The 18,537-nt window shown below is 68.4% G+C and carries 16 protein-coding genes and 1 pseudogene; 8 read left to right on the plus strand and 9 right to left on the minus strand.

Annotated features, from left to right (window positions below):
* Window positions 1-9: 9 nt before the first annotated feature.
* From ACQKIP_RS03700 to ACQKIP_RS03730, 7 genes are all read right to left on the minus strand, one after another.
* Window positions 10-1,239 carry an acyltransferase family protein gene (locus ACQKIP_RS03700; RefSeq protein ID WP_365852248.1) on the minus strand — a complete coding sequence of 410 codons (1,230 nt, stop codon included), beginning with the start codon at window positions 1,237-1,239 and terminating at the stop codon, window positions 10-12.
* Window positions 1,236-2,459, minus strand: coding sequence for an alpha/beta hydrolase (locus tag ACQKIP_RS03705; RefSeq protein WP_365852250.1), 1,224 nt, complete (start codon window positions 2,457-2,459; stop codon window positions 1,236-1,238). The genes ACQKIP_RS03700 and ACQKIP_RS03705 overlap by 4 nt, the downstream gene beginning before the upstream one ends.
* Window positions 2,460-2,608: 149 nt before the next feature.
* Window positions 2,609-3,280 carry a response regulator transcription factor gene (locus tag ACQKIP_RS03710; RefSeq protein ID WP_365852252.1) on the minus strand — a complete coding sequence of 224 codons (672 nt, stop codon included), beginning with the start codon at window positions 3,278-3,280 and terminating at the stop codon, window positions 2,609-2,611.
* On the minus strand, window positions 3,277-4,641 hold the full coding sequence (locus ACQKIP_RS03715; RefSeq protein WP_365852254.1) for a sensor histidine kinase: 1,365 nt from the start codon (window positions 4,639-4,641) through the stop codon (window positions 3,277-3,279). The genes ACQKIP_RS03710 and ACQKIP_RS03715 overlap by 4 nt, the downstream gene beginning before the upstream one ends.
* A gap of 116 nt (window positions 4,642-4,757) precedes the next feature.
* A complete protein-coding gene (locus tag ACQKIP_RS03720; RefSeq protein WP_365852256.1) occupies window positions 4,758-5,642 on the minus strand; it encodes a DUF4429 domain-containing protein in 885 nt (294 codons plus the stop codon).
* A 75-nt stretch (window positions 5,643-5,717) separates the two neighbouring features.
* Entirely contained in the window at window positions 5,718-6,929 is a 1,212-nt protein-coding gene (locus ACQKIP_RS03725) for an alpha/beta hydrolase (protein WP_365852258.1), read from the minus strand.
* A gap of 242 nt (window positions 6,930-7,171) precedes the next feature.
* Window positions 7,172-7,876 (minus strand): TetR/AcrR family transcriptional regulator, encoded by a 705-nt coding sequence (locus tag ACQKIP_RS03730; protein ID WP_427742068.1) that lies wholly within the window; start codon window positions 7,874-7,876, stop codon window positions 7,172-7,174.
* Window positions 7,877-7,992: 116 nt separating this feature from the next.
* Between ACQKIP_RS03730 and ACQKIP_RS03735 the strand changes: the two genes are divergently transcribed.
* Window positions 7,993-9,603, plus strand: a complete 1,611-nt coding sequence (locus ACQKIP_RS03735; RefSeq protein WP_365852260.1) for an MFS transporter — start codon at window positions 7,993-7,995, stop codon at window positions 9,601-9,603.
* A 222-nt stretch (window positions 9,604-9,825) separates the two neighbouring features.
* Window positions 9,826-10,242: a peptidase inhibitor family I36 protein gene (locus tag ACQKIP_RS03740; protein ID WP_427742074.1), complete on the plus strand. Its 417-nt coding sequence runs from the start codon at window positions 9,826-9,828 to the stop codon at window positions 10,240-10,242.
* Between the two features lie 97 nt (window positions 10,243-10,339).
* Here the strand turns inward: ACQKIP_RS03740 and aceE are convergent, their stop codons facing one another.
* Entirely contained in the window at window positions 10,340-13,072 is a 2,733-nt protein-coding gene (gene aceE, locus ACQKIP_RS03745) for a pyruvate dehydrogenase (acetyl-transferring), homodimeric type (RefSeq protein ID WP_365852262.1), read from the minus strand.
* A gap of 413 nt (window positions 13,073-13,485) precedes the next feature.
* Here aceE and ACQKIP_RS03750 point away from each other — a divergent pair, with 413 nt between their 5' ends.
* The 6 genes from ACQKIP_RS03750 to ACQKIP_RS03775 all read left to right on the plus strand — a co-directional run bounded on the left by ACQKIP_RS03750 (window position 13,486) and on the right by ACQKIP_RS03775 (window position 18,124).
* Window positions 13,486-13,923, plus strand: coding sequence for a DUF3052 domain-containing protein (locus tag ACQKIP_RS03750; protein ID WP_361827694.1), 438 nt, complete (start codon window positions 13,486-13,488; stop codon window positions 13,921-13,923).
* A gap of 187 nt (window positions 13,924-14,110) precedes the next feature.
* Window positions 14,111-14,578 carry a peroxiredoxin gene (locus ACQKIP_RS03755; protein WP_365852265.1) on the plus strand — a complete coding sequence of 156 codons (468 nt, stop codon included), beginning with the start codon at window positions 14,111-14,113 and terminating at the stop codon, window positions 14,576-14,578.
* A 153-nt stretch (window positions 14,579-14,731) separates the two neighbouring features.
* Entirely contained in the window at window positions 14,732-15,307 is a 576-nt protein-coding gene (locus ACQKIP_RS03760; RefSeq protein ID WP_190081432.1) for a TerD family protein, read from the plus strand.
* Between the two features lie 145 nt (window positions 15,308-15,452).
* Window positions 15,453-16,028, plus strand: a complete 576-nt coding sequence (locus ACQKIP_RS03765) for a TerD family protein (RefSeq protein ID WP_365852267.1) — start codon at window positions 15,453-15,455, stop codon at window positions 16,026-16,028.
* A gap of 64 nt (window positions 16,029-16,092) precedes the next feature.
* Window positions 16,093-17,241 (plus strand): DUF475 domain-containing protein, encoded by a 1,149-nt coding sequence (locus ACQKIP_RS03770; protein WP_365852269.1) that lies wholly within the window; start codon window positions 16,093-16,095, stop codon window positions 17,239-17,241.
* 148 nt (window positions 17,242-17,389) lie between these two features.
* Window positions 17,390-18,124 (plus strand): TerD family protein, encoded by a 735-nt coding sequence (locus tag ACQKIP_RS03775; protein WP_361189506.1) that lies wholly within the window; start codon window positions 17,390-17,392, stop codon window positions 18,122-18,124.
* Window positions 18,125-18,154: 30 nt separating this feature from the next.
* Here ACQKIP_RS03775 and ACQKIP_RS03780 read toward each other — a convergent pair.
* Window positions 18,155-18,537: pseudogene (locus ACQKIP_RS03780) on the minus strand (TerD family protein); the annotation flags it as partial.

Genomic DNA, 18,537 nt, shown 5'->3' on the forward strand with positions numbered 1-18,537 from the left:
TGCTTCCGCTCACGCCAGACCCAGTGCGAAGACCGCGAACCCGGCCGCCAGGAGCCCGGCGAGTGCCCGTCGCGCATGTGTGGCCCGCTTCCACGGTGCCTCGAAGCCGCGGGTGTACCGGCCTATCAGCAGCAGGAGCGCTCCGAAGACCGGGAGCCACGCGACCCGGGCGGCTATCCAGCCCCAGGTGTCCGGCCCCGCCGTCAGCCCCGGCAGTGTGCCGTCCAGGAACGAGCCGGGCACGGCCGCCGCGAGCATCGCCGTCTGATGCCAGCACAGGACGGTCATCGCCGACAGGTTGATCACGACGACCGGCGCCCACAGAGCGGGCCTGCGCAGCAACGCGCCGATGCGCTCGTGCAACAGGATCGCCGCACCGCTCTGCGCGGCCGCCAGCGCCAAGACCAGCAATGACGGTGGGTGTGAATTCGTCCGGGCCTCGCCCGGAACGCCGACCATCGACGCCGGATAATGGAAGACGAGCAGCAGAGCGGCGAAGAGGACCGTCCCTCCGGCCAGCAACAGCCACGCGCCGCGCCTGCCCAGCTTCTTCTCGCCCCAGCTGACGCCCAGTTGGTAGGCGAAGAGCCAGCCGGGCAGCAGATTGAGCAGGCTCAGCCAGGACGGCATGGCGTCGGAGAAGGGGCCGTAGCGCAGGAAGTCGACGACGGCGACCGAACCGAGCAAGGGCACCGCGGCCCCGGCACCGAACCGCTCGGCCGCCCTGATGCACCACGGGGTGAGCGCGGTGACGACCGCATAGATCCCGACGAACCACAGTGGCTGTATCACCAGCGTGGACGCCGTGCGCAGCGTCGCACCCGGCACACCCGCCGCGTAGAGCACCGGGATCAGCGCGGCCCAGACGGCCGTCACTCCGAGGACCGGACGGCCCAGACGCGCCACCCGTCCGCGCAGCCAGCGCCTCGTCGACTCGCCGCGCGCCACCGCCCGGCGATACGAGAGTGCGGAAGCATGGCCGCCGACCAGGAAGAAGATGCCGAGCATCTGCAGCACCCAGCTGAGCGGCGCGAAGAATCCGAACGAGGCCAGAGGGCTGGCGTTGTGCAGCGCGCCGCCCGTGTCGAGCGTGAATCCGCCGAGCAGCCAGTGCCCGGTCGGCACGGCGAGCAGAGCGAGCGCGCGCAGCCCGTCTATGGCCCGGTCACGGTGTGCGGGCGTCTTGGCGTCGATCTCCGATGCCGTCCTGCGCAGGGTGGTCAGTGGGGTGAGGCTCATGACTGCTTCTCTCCGACGTGCCGGGCGTCGGCGGCAGGTGCGCTGCCGCCGGTTCCGCTGTCCGGTGTGCTGGGGGACGTGGTGTGAGCCGCGATGGCGGCGAAGGCCCGGAGGGAATCCGTCCCCGGCGCGAAGTAGCCGGTGTGGCCTTCGGCTCGCTCCGCGGGGACGCGGCGGGCGCCGAATCCGGGGTCGGCCGGATCCTCGCCGTGGCCGAGGCCGAACAGCTCGACGTTCGGCACGTCACCGATCCAGTCGCTGTCGTCCTTGGCCGCCCAGACGCGGGCGGAGGTGTGCAGATCGGCCACGCTGTCCGCGCGCATGCCCGGGGAGCCGAGCACCACCAGGTCGGAAGCCGTCAGCCGGGGAGCCGCCAGGCCGCACACCACCGAGCCGTAGCTGTGGCAGAACACGGCGGGGCGTGGTACACCCGATGCCGTCAGGCCCTGCACGAACCGTGCGAGCCGGGGAGCGCCGGCTGCCGCGAGCCGTCCCGTCGCGGCATCGGGACCGAGGCCGACCGGTGTGGTGTACCCGACCCAGGCGACCACGGCGGTGTCCTTGCCCGCCGCGGCACGCAGGGAACGGGCCATGCCGACGGGTGTGCCGTACCTGTCCTTCGAGCGGTCGAAGGTGCTCAGATCGATGTCGGAGCCCGGCACGACCACGGATACGTGTCGCGCACCCGCCAAGTCTCCGTACACCTCAGCCACTTGGCCCCTGCCGCGTAGGTCGAAGGCGAGTATCTGCCGACCGGGCCGCAGGAGTTCTTCATAACGCGCGACGAGAGACCGGGCCCGCTCGTGGTCCTGCGAGGTGAGGTCCGGGTCGCTCTGGCGGGCCTGCTCCCGGGCGCGCTCGGTTTTGAGGGAGAGGGAATTCGCCTCGTACCGCAGGGCGGTCGGTGCGCCGTCCAGATTGCCGACCACCGAGGGGTGCCGCCTGGCCAGCCTCTGCTGTTCGGCCTCGCTCAACGAGTCGAAGAACGCGGCGACCCGGGCGGGTGCCGTGGCGGCCGGATCCGGCAGCCGCACTCCCCACGTATGGTCCGCGCGCCAGGCTTGTGTGCCCGGAGGCGGGCCCGTCAGCGGCTGCTGTTCGTTGCCGACGGCCCATCCCGTCGTACCGGCCACGATCGTCGTCGTGAGCGCCGCGGCGATCAGCGTCCGCTTGCTGCGGTTCTTCCAGCTCCTGCGGGCTTTCCAAGAACGAAGGCGCATGGCCCGTCTCCCTCCCCAACTCGTGGCACGCTCTGGCGTGACGAGGGAAAAGTAGGGAGACGGTGCCTGTCGGCACCTCACACTGGGGTGCCAACTAGCGGCTGATACCTGGGTATGTGGTGGCCATACCGCGGTAGGGGAGTGAGGGCCTACTGCTCTCCGGGCGTGATGAGGCCCGACTCGTAGGCGAAGATCACGGCCTGCGCGCGGTCCCGCAGGTTCAGCTTGGAGAGGACCTTGCCGATATGGGTCTTCACCGTCTGCTCGGCGAGCACCAGGCGTTCGGCGATCTCCTGGTTGGACAGGCCGCGCGCGATCAGCCCCAGTACCTCGGTCTCACGCGGTGTCAGGCCGTTCAGTCGCACTGACTGGCCGGTGCGCGGCCGCCGTTTGATGAAGTCCGTGATCAGACGGCGCGTCACCGTCGGAGCGAGGAGCGCCTCTCCCGAGGCCACCACGCGTACCGCCGAAATGAGGTCGGCGGGCGGGGCGTCCTTGAGGAGGAAGCCCGAGGCTCCGTTGCGGAGCGCCTCGTACACATAGTCGTCCACGTCGAAGGTGGTGAGCATCAGCACCTTCGGCACGTGCACCACGCCGGGCGGCGGCTCCAACAGGGCGCGGGCCGCGGCGAGTCCGTCCATTTCCGGCATGCGGACATCCATCAGGACGACGTCGGGGTGGGTCTTGCGGCTCACCTCCACCCCCTCCTTGCCGTTCGGCGCCTCGCCCACGACGTCGATGTCGCTCTGGGACGCGAGGAGTGCGGCGAAGCCGGCCCGCACCATGTTCTGGTCATCGACGATGATCACGCGGATGGTCATGCGCTGCCGGAATCCTTCTTGAGGAGGGGGAGTTGGGCCGCCACACGGAAACCGCCGTCGGGCAGCGGCCCGGCGTCGACCGTGCCGCCGACCAACCGTACGCGTTCGCGCATGCCGACGAGTCCGTGACCTGTGCCGCTGTGCTCCAACGAAGCGGGTGTTCCGGTGGGCGGGCCGTTGACCACCAGAATCAGCAGGTGTTTCTCGTCCAGGCTCACGGTGATGGAGGTGCGCGCTCCCGGCGCGTGCCGCATGACGTTCGACAGGGCTTCCTGGACGATGCGGTAGGCGGACAGGTCGACGGCCGGTGTGACCTCGGCCAGCTGCGTGAGCACCGTCAGCTCGGGGCGCGAGAGATCGATGGGGATACCGGCGCGCACCGTCGCCTCGACCAGATGCGGCAGTCGGCTGAGACCCGGCTGAGGGGCCCGCTCGCCCGGAGTGTCCTCGCTGCGCAGCACCGCCAGCAGCCGTCGCATCTCGGTGAGGGATTCACGGGCGCTGGCGGCGATGCTCCCGAACTCCTCACGAGCCGCTTTCGGAAGACCGTCGAGGCGGTAGGGCGCGGAATCGGCCTGCACGGTGATCACGGACATGTGGTGAGCGACGACGTCGTGCAACTCCCGTGCGATGCGGGCCCGTTCCTCCAGGAGGGTTCGCTGGGCGCGCTCGGCCTCGCTGATCGTTTCCTGCTCGATGAGTCTGCGCTGTGCGTCGCCGCGCTCGCGCAGCAGCGCGCCGAGCAGCAGCGCGACACCGCTCAGCACGATCAGCAGCACGCTGGTGTCCTGGCTGCCGTCGTCCTGGAACGCGCCGAGGGCGAGGCTCACGACGACGGTGACCAGCCAGATGCCCAGAAGGGTGCGGCGGCTTTCGCGCAGGGAAAGCAGAAGGCACACCAAGACATAGCCAACGATGATCATGGCAGTCCAGGGGGCGGGCCGGTCGCCGCCCATGGACAGCGTCACGATCGCCCCGACGACGTCCGCGACGATCACGATGCACCAAGCGGCCAACGGGCGGCTGACCGCCAGCAGCAGCGGCGCGGCCTGGGCGACGCCCAGGGCGCCCGCTAGGCCGCCGCCCACGCCGTAGTCGTTCGCCAGTACCTGGGTGGTGACCGGGATCAGTGCCGCGACGAAGGCCAGCGCGATGACCAGGGGCAGCATCCGCACCCAGCGCTTGGGCGCCCGGGCCAGGAGCGGCTCGGTCCGTCCCGCGGGCGTCGAAAGGAAGGCCCCCGCCCTGCCGAGTCCTTCGCGGACACCCGCGACGGCGCGCTGAAAGGTGATCCCGGGCCCGTCCGGCCTGTCGGCCGGTGGGCGAGGATCCTGGTCCGGTGGTGTCGATGCGCTGCTCATGGCCTGATCAGCGTAGGCAAGAAGCACGCCGTGCGGCGTCGTACCGCGGAGCTGACCTGCACCTCATACCCGGGTATGAACCGGGCCTGCGGCGATACCCCGGTATGAGCCGTGAGCTACAGCTCGGCCAGCAGCTCGGCCTTCTTCGTCGTGAATTCCTCGTCCGTGAGCAGACCGGCCTGGTGCAGCTCGCCGAGATGCCGGATGCGTTCCGCGATGTCCGCCGGGTCGCGTCGGGTCACCGTGGCGGCGCCGGGAACCGTGCCGGGCGTCATGCCGGGTGTCAGGGCCGGGCCCGATGCCCGCACCGCGGCGAGCACCGACGCCGCGAAGGGCAGCGACTCGTGGACGGGCCCGTACCCCAGACCGAAGACGACGGCCGCAGGGTCCTGGTCCGCCTGCGCGGGCTGGGCGAGCGGGGTCTCACGGCGCAGCAGCCGCAGATGGCCCTCGAAGACCTCCGGAGAGCGCCACTCGACGCCGCTGAGGTCTGTGACCAGGAAACTCTGGTCGCCGGCTTTCCACTTCGCGGACGAAGCGCCCGTCCAGAACCACCGGAAGGCCACCGACTTGCCGTCGAAGGACGCCTTGCCGTCGTACGCCTTGAACTGCAGCGGAGTCTCCGGAGGAGCCACCAGGTAGCGGTCCGGAGGCCCGCAGTCGTCTTTGGTGATCTGGGCCCGCAGCTCGTCCGCGTAGTACTCGGCAAGCGTCTCCCGCTCGGCGGGCAGCACCAGCCGATACGGGTCGCAGCCGTCCTTGAGCTGGCCCGCGGCCGCCTCCATCAGCGGATCCGCGCCCGGTCTCGGCACGGCGTGCAGGACCACCGTCCCTCGCTTGCCGGGAGTAAGTGTCACCGCCGCGATCGCCTCGTGGGGGATGCGGCGTTCACCGAGTGCCTGGAGGAGCTTCGGCGTGCGGATTCCCCGTTCGAAGCGGATGAGCACGGAGTCGGACTCGAACTCCCAGGCGGCGTGAAATCCGGCCAGTACATCACCCATGCGGCTCATCGTAGGCGGCACGCGCGCCTCCGTCCCTCCTGCGGCGTGCCGCTGTTTCGTCGATTTCTACGCGCGTCAGGCCACTGTCGTGCCGGGAAATTCCTTCCGGCAGGCGTCATCTCCGCTCGCACACCGCACCGAACGGTATGAACCGGTGCCGATGTCGGCGAAGTTCCTGAGGCTCTCCGTGCCCGGCTCGAAATAGCCGGTGTGGCCGATCGCGCCCCGTGCGGACAGCACGCGCGCGCCGAAGTCCCTGGAGACGGGGTCGGCACCGTGGCCGAGCCCGCCCACCTCCATGTTTGGCACATCCTGGATCCAGTCGTCGCCGTCCCTGGTCGCCCAGATACGGGCGCCCGTACCCAGCTGCGCGGCCGTGTCGGCGCGCATGCCGGGACTGCCCGCGACCGCGATGTCGGAAACACGGGAGGGCAGCTGTCGTGCGGCGACGCCACAGACGACCGAGCCGTAGCTGTGGCAGTACAGCGCGACGGGTGAGTGTCCCGGCAGCCCGCGTACCAGCGAATTGAGCCGGATCGCTCCTTCGTCCGCGCGCATGGACGTGGCCGCGTCGACACCGAGGCCGATGGGTGCGGTGTAGTCGGCCCAGGCGATCACGGCGGTACGCGCGCGTGGGCTCGCCGAGCGCTCCGCGCGGTACAGGGACTTGGCCATGCCGACAGGTGCGGAGTACTTGCGGTTCGTCCGCTCGAAGGTCAGCAGGTTCGTGTCCACACCGGGCACCACGACCGACACCCGGGAGGCCCGGTCGAGGTCTCCGAAGACTTCGGCGATACGGCCCGACCCCATGGGATCGAACGACAGGACATGCCGGTCAGGGCGCATCATCACGCCGAAACGCTTCATTCTGCGCTCCGCCTCCTGCTGCCCGATCGGGGAGAGGCGCTTGTCGTGCATGCGCTGTTGCTCGATCTTGCGCGCTTGCTCCAGGGCGATGCGGTTCGCGCGATATCGCAGCTCCACAGGAGCGCCGTTCATGTTGCCGACCGCAAGGGGATAGCGGGTGGCGAGACGAGTGCGCTGGTGTGCGTCGAGCGAGGCGAAGAAGTGGGCGAGCCTGCCGGCCGGGGCACCGGGGTCGGGCAGGGCCCGTCCGCTGATGTGCCCGCTCTGCCAGGCGGAGAGCGAGGCCGCGAGCGGCGATGCGTCGTCCTTGTGGTGGCGTACCGCGGTCCAGCCCGTGGTTGCGAGCATGACGAACACGACGGCGAGCGCAAGCAGTGCGCGCCAGGCGCTGAGTTGAGGGGAGGAGTCGAAGGAAGTCACTACGGGACACCCTAGGAGAATCGTGATGCCCGCCGCGCATCGGGTGAGGTAGATCACGTTTCCCGTGGGGTAATTGAGGCAAAGCGGGCGCACTCAGAGCACTTTCGTAACGCTCCGTATGTGGTGCGTGGGCGCAGTGCGCCTGGGGTGCGCGGCTACTGACGGTGCATCAATAAGCACTCGGTGTGTTGTTTGTTCGATGCGTCGATCTGCCGGGTGAACCGTGCGGAGTGCACGTGTCGTCACTCTGTGCGCCAGTTCTCCGCCAAGGCGGGCCCCAGTTGGTCGAGATAGGTCTCGGTGATCGCGCGGATGGACTCCACGCTGTAGTCCTCGCCCGCGCCCCACAGCCGTCCCGTCACGCGCATCACGCCGCTGAAGGCGGCCACCACCACGCGCGGTCGCGGGTCCGTGTCCAGGTCGAGCCCCTCGCGCTCGGCGATCACCCGCGCGATCTCCTCCTCCATCTCGATGGAGCGGCGCAGGTGGGCGGCGAGCAGGGAAGGGGTGGACTCGATCATCTGGTAGGTCCGCATGTGGAGTTCGACCGGGACCACCTCTTCGATGGACCTGCCCATCGCATCCCAGGCGTCCATGACGGCCCTGCGCAGGGCCACGAACGGCGTTTCCGCGGCGGGGCGTTCGCGCAGCACCTCCACGAACCGCTGCTCCACCATCTCCTGTACGGCGAAGGCGGTCTCCTGCTTGTTGGTGAAGTAGCGGAAGAACGTGCGCTGGGAGACGTCGACGGCTTCGGCGATCTCGTCGACCGTCGTCTCTTCGTATCCCTTGGTCGTGAAGAGCTCGAGCGCGGCGCGCAGGAGCGCGTCCCGGGTGCGCTGCTTCTTCCGCTCGCGCAGTCCGGGCCGGGAGGGCTCGCCGGACACGCCTCCGGAGGTCTCGGCCTGCGGTTTCGCGGGGTCCGCCGCTCGCTGCTCGGTCCTCACACCATGGCCCTCTTTCCGCCGATATGACCAGCTCAGCATACCTGTGAGCTACGTGACAGTTACCGACTTGTGAAATGGTTTGTCAACTGTCAGCGGCTGACACTAGCCTCGAACGTATGACTAGTCAGATCACCGTCGACAAGGCGGACAAGGCGCCGGAGCCATCGTCCGCTCCTGCCCCGGCCAAGGGGCTCCGCGGCCACCCTTGGCTGACGCTCTTCTCCGTCGCGATCGGCGTGATGATGGTCGCCCTGGACGGCACCATCGTGGCGATCGCCAACCCGGCCATCGCCAGTGACCTCGGCACCACGATGGCCGGCGTCCAATGGATCACCAACGGCTACCTCCTCGCGCTCGCCGTCGCGCTGATCACCGCCGGCAAGCTGGGTGACCGGTTCGGCCACCGGCAGACCTTCCTGATAGGCGTGGCGGGCTTCGCCGTGGCCTCCGGCGCGATCGGGTTTTCCAGCAGCGTGGGCCTGGTCGTCGCCTTCCGCGTGCTCCAGGGCCTCTTCGGCGCCCTGCTGATGCCGGCCGCGCTCGGCCTGCTGCGCGCCACGTTCCCCGCCGAGAAGCTGAACATGGCGATCGGTATCTGGGGCATGGTCATCGGCGCCTCGACCGCGGGCGGCCCGATCGTCGGCGGCCTGCTCGTCGAGCACGTCAGCTGGCAGTCGGTGTTCTTCATCAACGTGCCCGTGGGCGTCATCGCTCTCGCCCTCGGCCTGGTGATCCTCAAGGACCACCGCGCGGAGAACGCGCCGAAGTCCTTCGACATCCCCGGCATCGTCCTGCTGTCCGGCGGCATGTTCGCGCTGATCCTCTCCCTCATCAAGGGCTCGGAGTGGGGCTGGGGCGGCACCAGGACGCTGCTCTTCCTCGCGGGCGCCGTGGTTCTCTTCGCGCTCTTCGCCTTCTGGGAGACGAAGGTCAAGGAACCGCTCATCCCGCTGGGCATGTTCAGGTCCATTCCGCTGTCCGCGGGCGTGGTCCTGATGATCCTCATGGCCTTCGCCTTCATGGGCGGGCTGTTCTTCGTCACGTTCTACCTGCAGAACGTGCACGGGATGAGTCCGGTCGACAGCGGACTGCATCTCCTGCCGCTGACGGCCATGATGATCGTCTCGTCGCCGATCGCCGGTGCGCTCATCACCAAGTTCGGTCCGCGCGTCCCGCTCGTCGGCGGCATGGTGGCCACGGCCATCGCGATGTTCGGCATGTCCACGATGACGACGGACACCGCGACGCTGCCGATGTCGCTCTGGCTCGCCATGCTGGGCTTCGGCCTCGCCCCCGTGATGGTGGGAGCCACCGAGGTCATCGTCGGCAACGCCCCGCTGGAGCTGTCCGGCGTGGCGGGCGGTCTGCAGCAGGCCGGCATGCAGGTCGGCGGCGCGCTGGGCACGGCGGTGCTCGGCGCGGTGATGGCTTCCAGGGTCGACAAGGAGTTCCCCGCGAACTGGGCGGACGCCAAGCTGCCGCCCCTGACGCCGGAGCAGCTCGACCAGGCGTCCGGCGCCGTCGAGATGGGCGGGGCCCCGGTTCCGCCGAAGACGCCGGAGCCGGTCGCCGAGGCGATCACCAAGGTCGCGCACGACACGTTCGTGTCCGGCATGGGCCTGGCCTTCACCGTCGCCGGTGTCGTCGCGGTCGTCGCCGCCCTGGTCGCCACCTTGACCAAGCGAGGCGCCAACGCCGAGGCGGGCGCGGGGGTCGGACACATCTGAGCGCCGGCGTCCGGCCGCGCTCGCGTGCGGGCCACTGCTCCACGGGCTGCGGTCCGTGCGACTGCGGCCGCGTATCAGGGAAAGCCCCTCAGGGTTCAACTGGGGGGCTTTCGCCTATCTGGGTGACGCACATTCGTACCCCTTCCGACGGAGCTAGCGAGTGGGCCACAGTTCTCGCAAGTGACCGACACGAAACGGGAGTTGATGAAGATGCGTACGACCATGCCCGCGACCTTCGCCGCAGCCGCACTCGCCTCGGTGATCCTGGCCCCCGCACAGGCCGGAGCGGCGACACCGCTCGCCAAGGCCGATTCCGCGACGCCCGCGAAGCACGCGGGGGCCGCCGCGCCGCCAGGGCTCGCCCCTTGCGGGCCGGGAGAGCTCTGTCTGTGGGGGAAGGCGCAGTTCAAGGGCGCCCGACAGACGTATGAGCTGTCCGAGATCGACATCGAGAGCTGCGTAGCGCTGCCGGAGGGGGGCAGCGCTCAAGCTCTCGCCAACCGCACGGGCCGACCGGTCACCACGTATCAATCCGCGGAGTGCGGGGAGACCGGCGAGTTCGACACCTATCCGGGAGGTGGCACCTGGCTCCCCGAATCGCCCTACCGCGTAAGGGCGTTCAAGGTCTGGGAGAACTGACCTCGCAGGAAACGCCGGAGGGCGGCGGGAGCAACCGTCCCACCGCCCTCCGGGCGACCTACGTGCTGCACGCTGCCGCGCGCACGCGCCGCGCGGCCTAGGCATCGCCTCCGGCAACGCCCGGGTCGGCCGACGCGACGTCGAGCAGCTGGTAGCGGTCGATGGCCTGCTTCAGCACGGAGCGGTCCAGCTTGCCCTCACGGGCCAGCTCGGTCAGCACGCCGACCACGATCGACTGTGCGTCGATGTGGAAGAAGCGGCGGGCCGCACCGCGGGTGTCCGCGAAGCCGAAGCCGTCGGCGCCCAGGGACTGATAGGTGCCGGGGACCCAGCGGGAGATCTGGTCGGGGACGCTGCGCATCCAGTCGGAGACGGCCACGAACGGCCCCTCCGCGCCGGACAGCTTCTGCGTCACGTACGGGGTGCGCTGCTCCTCCTCGGGGTGCAGAAGGTTGTGGCGCTCCACGTCGACCGCCTCGCGGCGCAGTTCGTTCCAGGAGGTCGCCGACCAGACGTCCGCCTTGACGTTCCACTCCGAAGCGAGGATCTGCTGGGCCTCGACCGCCCACGGGACCGCGACACCGGAAGCGAGGATCTGCGCCGGGATGGCGCCCTGCTCGCCCGTCTTGAACCGGTAGATGCCCTTGAGGATGCCCTCGACGTCCACATCGGCGGGCTCGGCCGGGTGCTGGATGGGCTCGTTGTAGACGGTGAGGTAGTAGAAGACGTCCTCGCTGTCGGGGCCGTACATCCGGCGCAGGCCGTCCTTGACGATGTGCGCGATCTCGTAGCCGAAGGCCGGGTCGTAGGCGACGCAGCCCGGGTTGGTCGAGGCGAGCAGCTGCGAGTGGCCGTCCGCGTGCTGGAGGCCCTCGCCGGTCAGGGTCGTGCGGCCGGCGGTGGCACCGAGCACGAAGCCGCGGGCCAGCTGGTCGGCCATCTGCCAGAACTGGTCGCCGGTGCGCTGGAAACCGAACATCGAGTAGAAGACGTACACGGGGATCAGCGGTTCGCCGTGGGTGGCGTAGGCCGAGCCCGCGGCGATCAGCGAGGCCGTACAACCGGCCTCGGAGATGCCGTCGTGCAGCATCTGGCCGGTCGGGGACTCCTTGTAGGCCAGGAGCAGCTCGCGGTCGACGGCTTCGTACTGCTGGCCGAGCGGGTTGTAGATCTTCGCGCTCGGGAAGAAGGCGTCCATGCCGAAGGTGCGGTACTCATCGGGGGCGATCAGCACGAAACGCTTGCCGATCTCCTTGTCCCGCATGAGGTCCTTCAGAATGCGGACGAACGCCATGGTGGTGGCGATCGACTGCTGGCCCGAACCCTTCTTCGCGGTCGCGTACGTCTTGTCCTCGGGAAGCCGGAGGGGCTTGGAGCGGACGACGCGGGTGGGGACATAGCCGCCGAGACTCTGGCGGCGGTCGTGCATGTACTGGATCTCTTCCGAGTCACGGCCCGGGTGGTAGTACGGCGGAGCGCCGTCCTCCAACTGCTTGTCCGTGATCGGGATGTGCAGGCGGTCGCGGAAGCCCTTGAGGTCGTCGACCGTCAGCTTCTTCATCTGGTGCGTGGCGTTGCGGCCCTCGAAGTTCGGGCCGAGGGTCCAGCCCTTGACCGTCTGCGCGAGGATGACGGTCGGCTGGCCCTTGTGGGCCTTGGCGGCCGCGTACGCCGCGTAGACCTTCTTGTGGTCGTGGCCACCGCGGCCCAGGTGCAGGATCTGCTCGTCGGTCATGTTCTCGACCATGGCGCGCAGCCGCTGGTCGTCGCCGAAGAAGTGCTCGCGGATGTACGAGCCGGTCTCGGTGGCGTACGTCTGGAACTGGCCGTCGGGGGTGGTGTTGAGCCGGTTGACCAGCAGGCCGTCGCGGTCCTGGGCGAGCAGCGGGTCCCAGCTGCGGTCCCAGACGAGCTTGATGACGTTCCAGCCGGCGCCGCGGAACTGCGACTCGAGCTCCTGGATGATCTTGCCGTTGCCGCGTACCGGGCCGTCGAGGCGCTGGAGGTTGCAGTTGACGACGAACGTCAGGTTGTCCAGGCCCTCGCGGGCGGCGATGGAGAGCTGGCCGAGCGACTCGGGCTCGTCCATCTCGCCGTCGCCGAGGTAGGCCCAGACGTGGGACTTGGAGGTGTCGGCGATGCCGCGCGCCTCCATGTAGCGGTTCATCCGCGCCTGGAAGATCGCGCCGAGCGGGCCGAGGCCCATGGAGACGGTCGGGAACTCCCAGAAGTCCGGCATCAGGCGCGGATGCGGGTAGGACGAAAGGCCGTTCGGGGCCTTCGACTTCTCCTGGCGGAACGCGTCGAGCTGCTGCTCGGAGAGCCGGTCCAGGAGGAAGGCGCGGGCGTAGATGCCGGGTGAGGCGTGCCCCTGGAAGAAGATCTGGTCGCCGCCGTCGCCCTCGTCCTTGCCGCGGAAGAAGTGGTTGAAGCCCACGTCGTAGAGCGAGGCGGAGGAGGCGAAGGTGGCGATGTGGCCGCCGACGCCGATGCCGGGGCGCTGGGCGCGCGACACCATCACCGCGGCGTTCCAGCGGGTCGCGTTCAGGACCTTGCGCTCGATCTCCTCGTTGCCGGGGAAGAACGGCTCGTCCTTGGTGGCGATCGTGTTGATGTAGTCCGTGCTGCGCATTTCGGGCACGGCGACGCGCTTTTCGCGCGCGCGTTCGATGAGTCGGAGCATCAGGTAGCGGGCCCGCTCGCGGCCGCGTTCGTCCACCGCGGCATCGAGGGAGTCGAGCCACTCCTGGGTCTCTTCGGGATCGAAGTCCGGGACCTGACTCGGCAGGCCGCCAATGATGATCGGGTTGCGATCGGATCCGGAAGCCACGCTGTTCCTTCGCTGTTGGGGCTTTCGCCTGGGTTCTGCCTGGCTGTGAGACGTTCCCCATCGTGTACCGCGTAGGCCTAATCGTCATCTCTACTCAGAGGTAACCGAGGCGCCCGTCCGGCGGCCCTGGGGTAGGCTCGGCCAAATCGCAACGATACGCCCATCCCGCCTAGCCGGTTCGTAAGGCCGTTCGGAGCCCAGTTCCGACCGGCGTCGCGCGAGCGAAGTGCGAGCGGAGAAGGATCTGGCAGGTGGGCCTTGAGTTGCGGCGACACGGCCGGGAACGTCACCGTTTCAGCGGTCTTGACGGCCGGGTACTTGCGCGATCCGGTCCGCCCGTGTGGACTACCGCCAATGTCCCGCGCACGCGCGTGGATGAAGGCATTCCCGAAAACATGATCAGGAGGCAAGCCGTGAGCGCGACCGCGGACCACGCGGAGGAGCGGACCAACCCTGCCGCGAGGCTGGGATTCCAGCCCGAGCAGGTGGTCCAGGAGATCGGCTACGACGACGATGTCGATCAGGAGCTCCGCGAGGCCATTGAAGGGGTGATCGGCAGCGAGCTCGTCGACGAGGACTACGACGACACTGCTGACGCCGTGGTGCTGTGGTTCCGCGAGGACGACGGCGACCTGACGGATGCGCTGGTGGACGCCACCCAGCTGATCGAAGAGGGCGGCGACCTCTGGCTGATGACGCCCAAGACAGGCCGTGACGGCTATGTCGAGCCGAGCGACATCAACGAAGCAGCCACGACCGCCGGCCTCGCTCAGACCAAGAGCATCAACGCCGGCAAGGACTGGACGGGCAGCCGTCTGGTCACGCCGAAGGCGGCAGCCAAGAAGCGGTGAAGCTGCCGCTCAGGCAGCAGGAAGTCGACTGAGCCAAGCGCCGTGAGCCCCCGCCGCACATGCCGGTGGGGGCTCACGCGTATGTGCGGGGCCTGGGAGGCGCCCGTCATGGGCAGTGATCGGACGAAACGCCCGTTGCGTAGGGTGGTCGTCACCCGAACAGCCCCATCGAAGGGATGCTTAGCTCATGGCGCTCGCTGGAATCGCGACCGACACCGAGGCACCGGACTTCGAGCTGAAGGACAACCACGGCCGGACCGTGAAGCTGTCGGACTTCCGCGGCGAGAAGAACGTGGTGCTGCTCTTCTACCCGTTCGCGTTCACCGGTGTGTGCACGGGCGAGCTCTGCGCCCTGCGGGACGAACTGCCGAAGTTCGTCAACGACGACACCCAGCTGCTCGCGGTCTCGAACGACTCCATCCACACCCTGCGCGTCTTCGCCGACCAGGAGGGCCTGGAGTACCCGCTGCTCTCCGATTTCTGGCCGCACGGCGAGGCCTCGCGCGCCTACGGGGTCTTCGACGAGGAGAAGGGCTGCGCGGTGCGCGGCACCTTCATCATCGACAAGCAGGGCGTGGTGCGCTGGACGGTCGTCAACGGCCTGCCGGACGCCCGCGACCTCAACGAATACGTCAAGGCTCTCGACACCCTGTGACCGACCCCGGGTTTCCTCAGGGGTGACACCCTGTGATTCTTCGGGTGCAGAGCCTGTGTCGGCCGGGAACCGGTCACTAGGATCCATTCGTTGATCCGATGGCAAAGCACGACTGGGGCTCCCCGCCCCTGGACAATCAATTTGGGAGGACTTGTGGGAGTCAGCCTCAGCAAGGGCGGCAACGTATCGCTGAGCAAGGAGGCCCCCGGCCTGACCGCGGTTCTGGTCGGCCTGGGCTGGGACGTCCGTACCACCACCGGTACGGACTTCGACCTCGACGCCAGCGCCATCCTGACGAATGCCGAGGGCAAGGTCAGCAGCGACGGCAACTTCGTGTTCTTCAACAACCTGAAGAGCCCGGACGGGTCCGTCGAGCACACCGGTGACAACACCACCGGTGAGGGCGAGGGCGACGACGAGGCGATCAAGGTCGACCTGTCCGCCGTCCCGGCCGACGTCGACAAGATCGTCTTCCCGGTCTCGATCTACGACGCCGAGACCCGCCAGCAGTCGTTCGGCCAGGTGCGCAACGCGTTCATCCGCGTCGTGAACCAGGCGGGCGGCGCGGAGATCGCGCGGTACGACCTCTCCGAGGACGCCTCCACGGAGACGGCCATGGTCTTCGGCGAGCTGTACCGCAACGGAGCGGAGTGGAAGTTCCGCGCCGTGGGCCAGGGCTATGCCTCGGGCCTGCGCGGCATCGCGCAGGACTTCGGCGTCAACGTCTGAGCCGAGCAACACCCTCCGCCTTGTCGTCCGGCGCCGCACACCACGAGTGCGGCGCCGGACGTGCTCAAAACTCTTGTTCCCGGACAGGGGCGCCCGTACGGGGGGCCCGGGGATTTCTGCTCTCGAACCACGGGGAGGACACATCATGGGCGTCACGCTCGCCAAGGGAGGCAACGTCTCCCTCTCCAAGGCCGCACCGAACCTCACACAGGTCCTGGTCGGTCTCGGCTGGGACGCGCGCTCCACGACCGGAGCACCCTTCGACCTCGACGCCAGCGCGCTGATGTGCAACTCGGGCCGGGTCATCGGCGACGAGTGGTTCGTCTTCTACAACAACCTCAAGAGCCCGGACGGCTCCGTCGAACACACCGGCGACAACCTCACGGGCGAGGGCGACGGTGACGACGAGTCGCTCCTGATCGACCTCTCCAAGGTGCCCGCCAACTGCGACAAGATCGTCTTCCCGGTCTCGATCCACGAGGCGGACAACCGCGGCCAGACCTTCGGCCAGGTGAGCAACGCGTTCATCCGCGTGGTCAACCAAGCCGATCACCAGGAGCTCGCCCGCTACGACCTCTCCGAGGACGCCTCCACGGAGACCGCGATGATCTTCGGCGAGGTCTACCGCTACGGCGGCGAGTGGAAGTTCCGTGCAGTAGGGCAGGGGTACGCGTCAGGTCTGCGGGGCATCGCTCTAGACTTCGGGGTCAATGTTTCGTAAAGCCGGGGACCGGCGCGGGGGAGACCGCTAAACGGGAGCCCGTACACACACGATTGGGTAGCCAGTGCTTCTGAAAACCTTCGGCTGGTCGTTCGCGGTTACCGCGCTCGGCCTGGTCGCGGCGGTGTTCTACGGGGGGTGGACGGGTTTCGGGGTCGTGGCGATCCTGTCCATCCTCGAGATCTCGCTGTCCTTCGACAACGCGGTGGTCAACGCCGGGATCCTGAAGAAGATGAGTGCCTTCTGGCAGAAGATCTTCCTCACCATCGGTGTCCTGATCGCCGTCTTCGGCATGCGGCTCGTGTTCCCCGTCGCGATCGTGGCGATCAGCGCCAAGATCGGCCCCATCGAGGCTGTGCGTCTCGCGCTCAACGACAAGGACAAGTACCAGCAGCTGGTGACCGACGCTCACCCGTCGATCGCCGCGTTCGGTGGCATGTTCCTGTTGATGATCTTCCTCGACTTCATTTTCGAGGACCGTGACATCAAGTGGCTCGGCTGGCTGGAGCGCCCGCTCGCCAAGCTGGGCAAGATCGACATGCTGTCGGTCTGCATCGCCCTCATCGTGCTCATGGTCTCCGCGATGACCGTCGCCACCCACGCCCACCAGCACGGTGGGATGCATGTGGACAAGGCGCAGACAGTACTCATCTCCGGTATCGCCGGACTCATCACGTATCTGGTGGTGGGCGGTCTGTCCGGCTTCTTCGAGAACAAACTCGAGGAAGAGGAGGAGCGCGAGCACGAGGAGGAGGAAGAGGCCAAGAAGACCGGCAAGAAGGTTCCCGCGGTCGTCCTGGCCGGCAAGGCCGCCTTCTTCATGTTCCTCTACCTCGAGGTCCTGGACGCGTCGTTCTCCTTCGACGGCGTCATCGGCGCCTTCGCCATCACGAACGACATCGTCCTGATGGCGCTCGGCCTCGGCATCGGCGCGATGTACGTCCGTTCGCTCACCGTCTACCTGGTACGCCAGGGCACCCTCGACGACTACGTCTACCTGGAACACGGCGCGCACTACGCGATCGGCGCCCTGGCCGTGATCCTGCTCGTCACGATCCAGTACGAGATCCACGAGGTCATCACCGGCCTCGTCGGCGTCGTCCTGATCGCCTGGTCCTTCTGGTCGTCCGTGCGCCGCAACAAGGCACTCGCCGCCGCGGAAGGCAAGGGATCGGGTTCGGACGAGAAGGCAGAGGTCTCGTCGGGCGTGTGAGTTCCGGTCCGGCTCGTTCCCGGCGTGTGACCGGCGGATGAGTGAGGAACGCTTCTGAACGGGGCGGCCATCGAGGACGAGTCCTCCTGGCCGCCCCGTTGCCATACGTAACGGGCCCATGGGGCTCCGGGAACTTTTGGGGGCGGCGATGTCCTTCTGGGACGGTCTATTCCGTGGGCGCTCGATGGACTTCGAGTCGGGCAGCGCCGCGACCAACTCCATCGAACTCACCAAGCGGCACCCGACGGTCTCGCTCAACAAACAGGGCGCGGCCACCGGCAACCTCCGCGTCAACCTCTCCTGGCAGATGCGCACGTCCGACATCATCGGCAAGCGCAAGGGCGGCGGCCTGCTGCGGCACCCCTTCCGGATGTTCCAGCCCGACGTGGTGCAGGCGCACACCCAGGGCGTGGTCAACGTGGACCTCGACCTCGGCTGCCTGTACGAGACGGTGGACGGCGCCAAGGGCGTCGTACAGCCGCTGGGCAGCTTCTTCGGGGACCTGAACGCACCGCCGTTCGTGAAGCTCAGCGGCGACGACCGGTTCGGCTCACCGTCCGGCGAGACGATCTACGTGAACCTCGACCACCGTGAGTCGATCAAGCGCCTGCTGTTCTTCGCCTACATCTACGACCAGACGCCGGCCTTCGACCGCACGCACGCCAAGGTGACGCTCTACCCCAGCAACGGGCCGCGGATCGAGATCGACCTGGACGAGCGCCAGCCGCAGGCGCGCTCCTGCGCGATATTCACGCTGGAGAACGTCAAGGACGAGCTGGTCGTGCGCCGCGAGGTGAAGTTCGTCTACGGCTTCCAGGCCGAGCTCGACCGCCTCTACGGCTGGGGGCTGCAGTGGGGCCGCGGTTACAAGTCCAAGGTGTGAGCGGCCCCGCCCCGGCCCTTCACCGCGGGTTCAGCGCGCCAGGAACTGCGGGCCCTGGGGCGGCAGCCGGAAGTTCGGGTCGGGCATCGGCGCCACGGGCTGCGGATAGCCGTAGCTGGGCTGCGCGGCCGGTGCCGCATGCGCGGGCGCGTGCTGCGGGTAGCCGTAGGAAGGCTGCGGGGCCGGCTGGTGGCGCGGCGGCTCGGGAGGGTAGCCGTACGCGGGCTGCGGGGCCGGGGCGGGGAAGGGCTGGTGGGCCGGCGCCTGCGTGGCCGGGACCTGCGGGGGCAGCGCCTGCGTGGCCGGTTCGGTCAGCGGCTGGTGATGCTGCGGATAGGGCTGCGGCAGGGATGCCTCGGCCGTCGGCTCGGTCACCGCCTCCGATTCGTCCACGGAGATGCCGAAGTCACCGG

The organism is Streptomyces sp. NPDC059900 (assembly GCF_050270335.1).
Lineage (GTDB): Bacteria > Actinomycetota > Actinomycetes > Streptomycetales > Streptomycetaceae > Streptomyces.

Excerpts from the sequence above, each read along its gene's own strand:
- ACQKIP_RS03735 (WP_365852260.1), top strand. The coding sequence starts at position 7,993 with ATGACTAGTCAGATCACCGTCGACAAGGCGGACAAGGCGCCGGAGCCA.
- ACQKIP_RS03715 (WP_365852254.1), bottom strand. The coding sequence starts at position 4,641 with ATGAGCAGCGCATCGACACCACCGGACCAGGATCCTCGCCCACCGGCC.
- ACQKIP_RS03710 (WP_365852252.1), bottom strand. The coding sequence starts at position 3,280 with ATGACCATCCGCGTGATCATCGTCGATGACCAGAACATGGTGCGGGCC.
- ACQKIP_RS03765 (WP_365852267.1), top strand. The coding sequence starts at position 15,453 with ATGGGCGTCACGCTCGCCAAGGGAGGCAACGTCTCCCTCTCCAAGGCC.
- ACQKIP_RS03755 (WP_365852265.1), top strand. The coding sequence starts at position 14,111 with ATGGCGCTCGCTGGAATCGCGACCGACACCGAGGCACCGGACTTCGAG.
- ACQKIP_RS03740 (WP_427742074.1), top strand. The coding sequence starts at position 9,826 with ATGCCCGCGACCTTCGCCGCAGCCGCACTCGCCTCGGTGATCCTGGCC.
- ACQKIP_RS03705 (WP_365852250.1), bottom strand. The coding sequence starts at position 2,459 with ATGCGCCTTCGTTCTTGGAAAGCCCGCAGGAGCTGGAAGAACCGCAGC.
- ACQKIP_RS03720 (WP_365852256.1), bottom strand. The coding sequence starts at position 5,642 with ATGGGTGATGTACTGGCCGGATTTCACGCCGCCTGGGAGTTCGAGTCC.
- ACQKIP_RS03775 (WP_361189506.1), top strand. The coding sequence starts at position 17,390 with ATGTCCTTCTGGGACGGTCTATTCCGTGGGCGCTCGATGGACTTCGAG.
- ACQKIP_RS03700 (WP_365852248.1), bottom strand. The coding sequence starts at position 1,239 with ATGAGCCTCACCCCACTGACCACCCTGCGCAGGACGGCATCGGAGATC.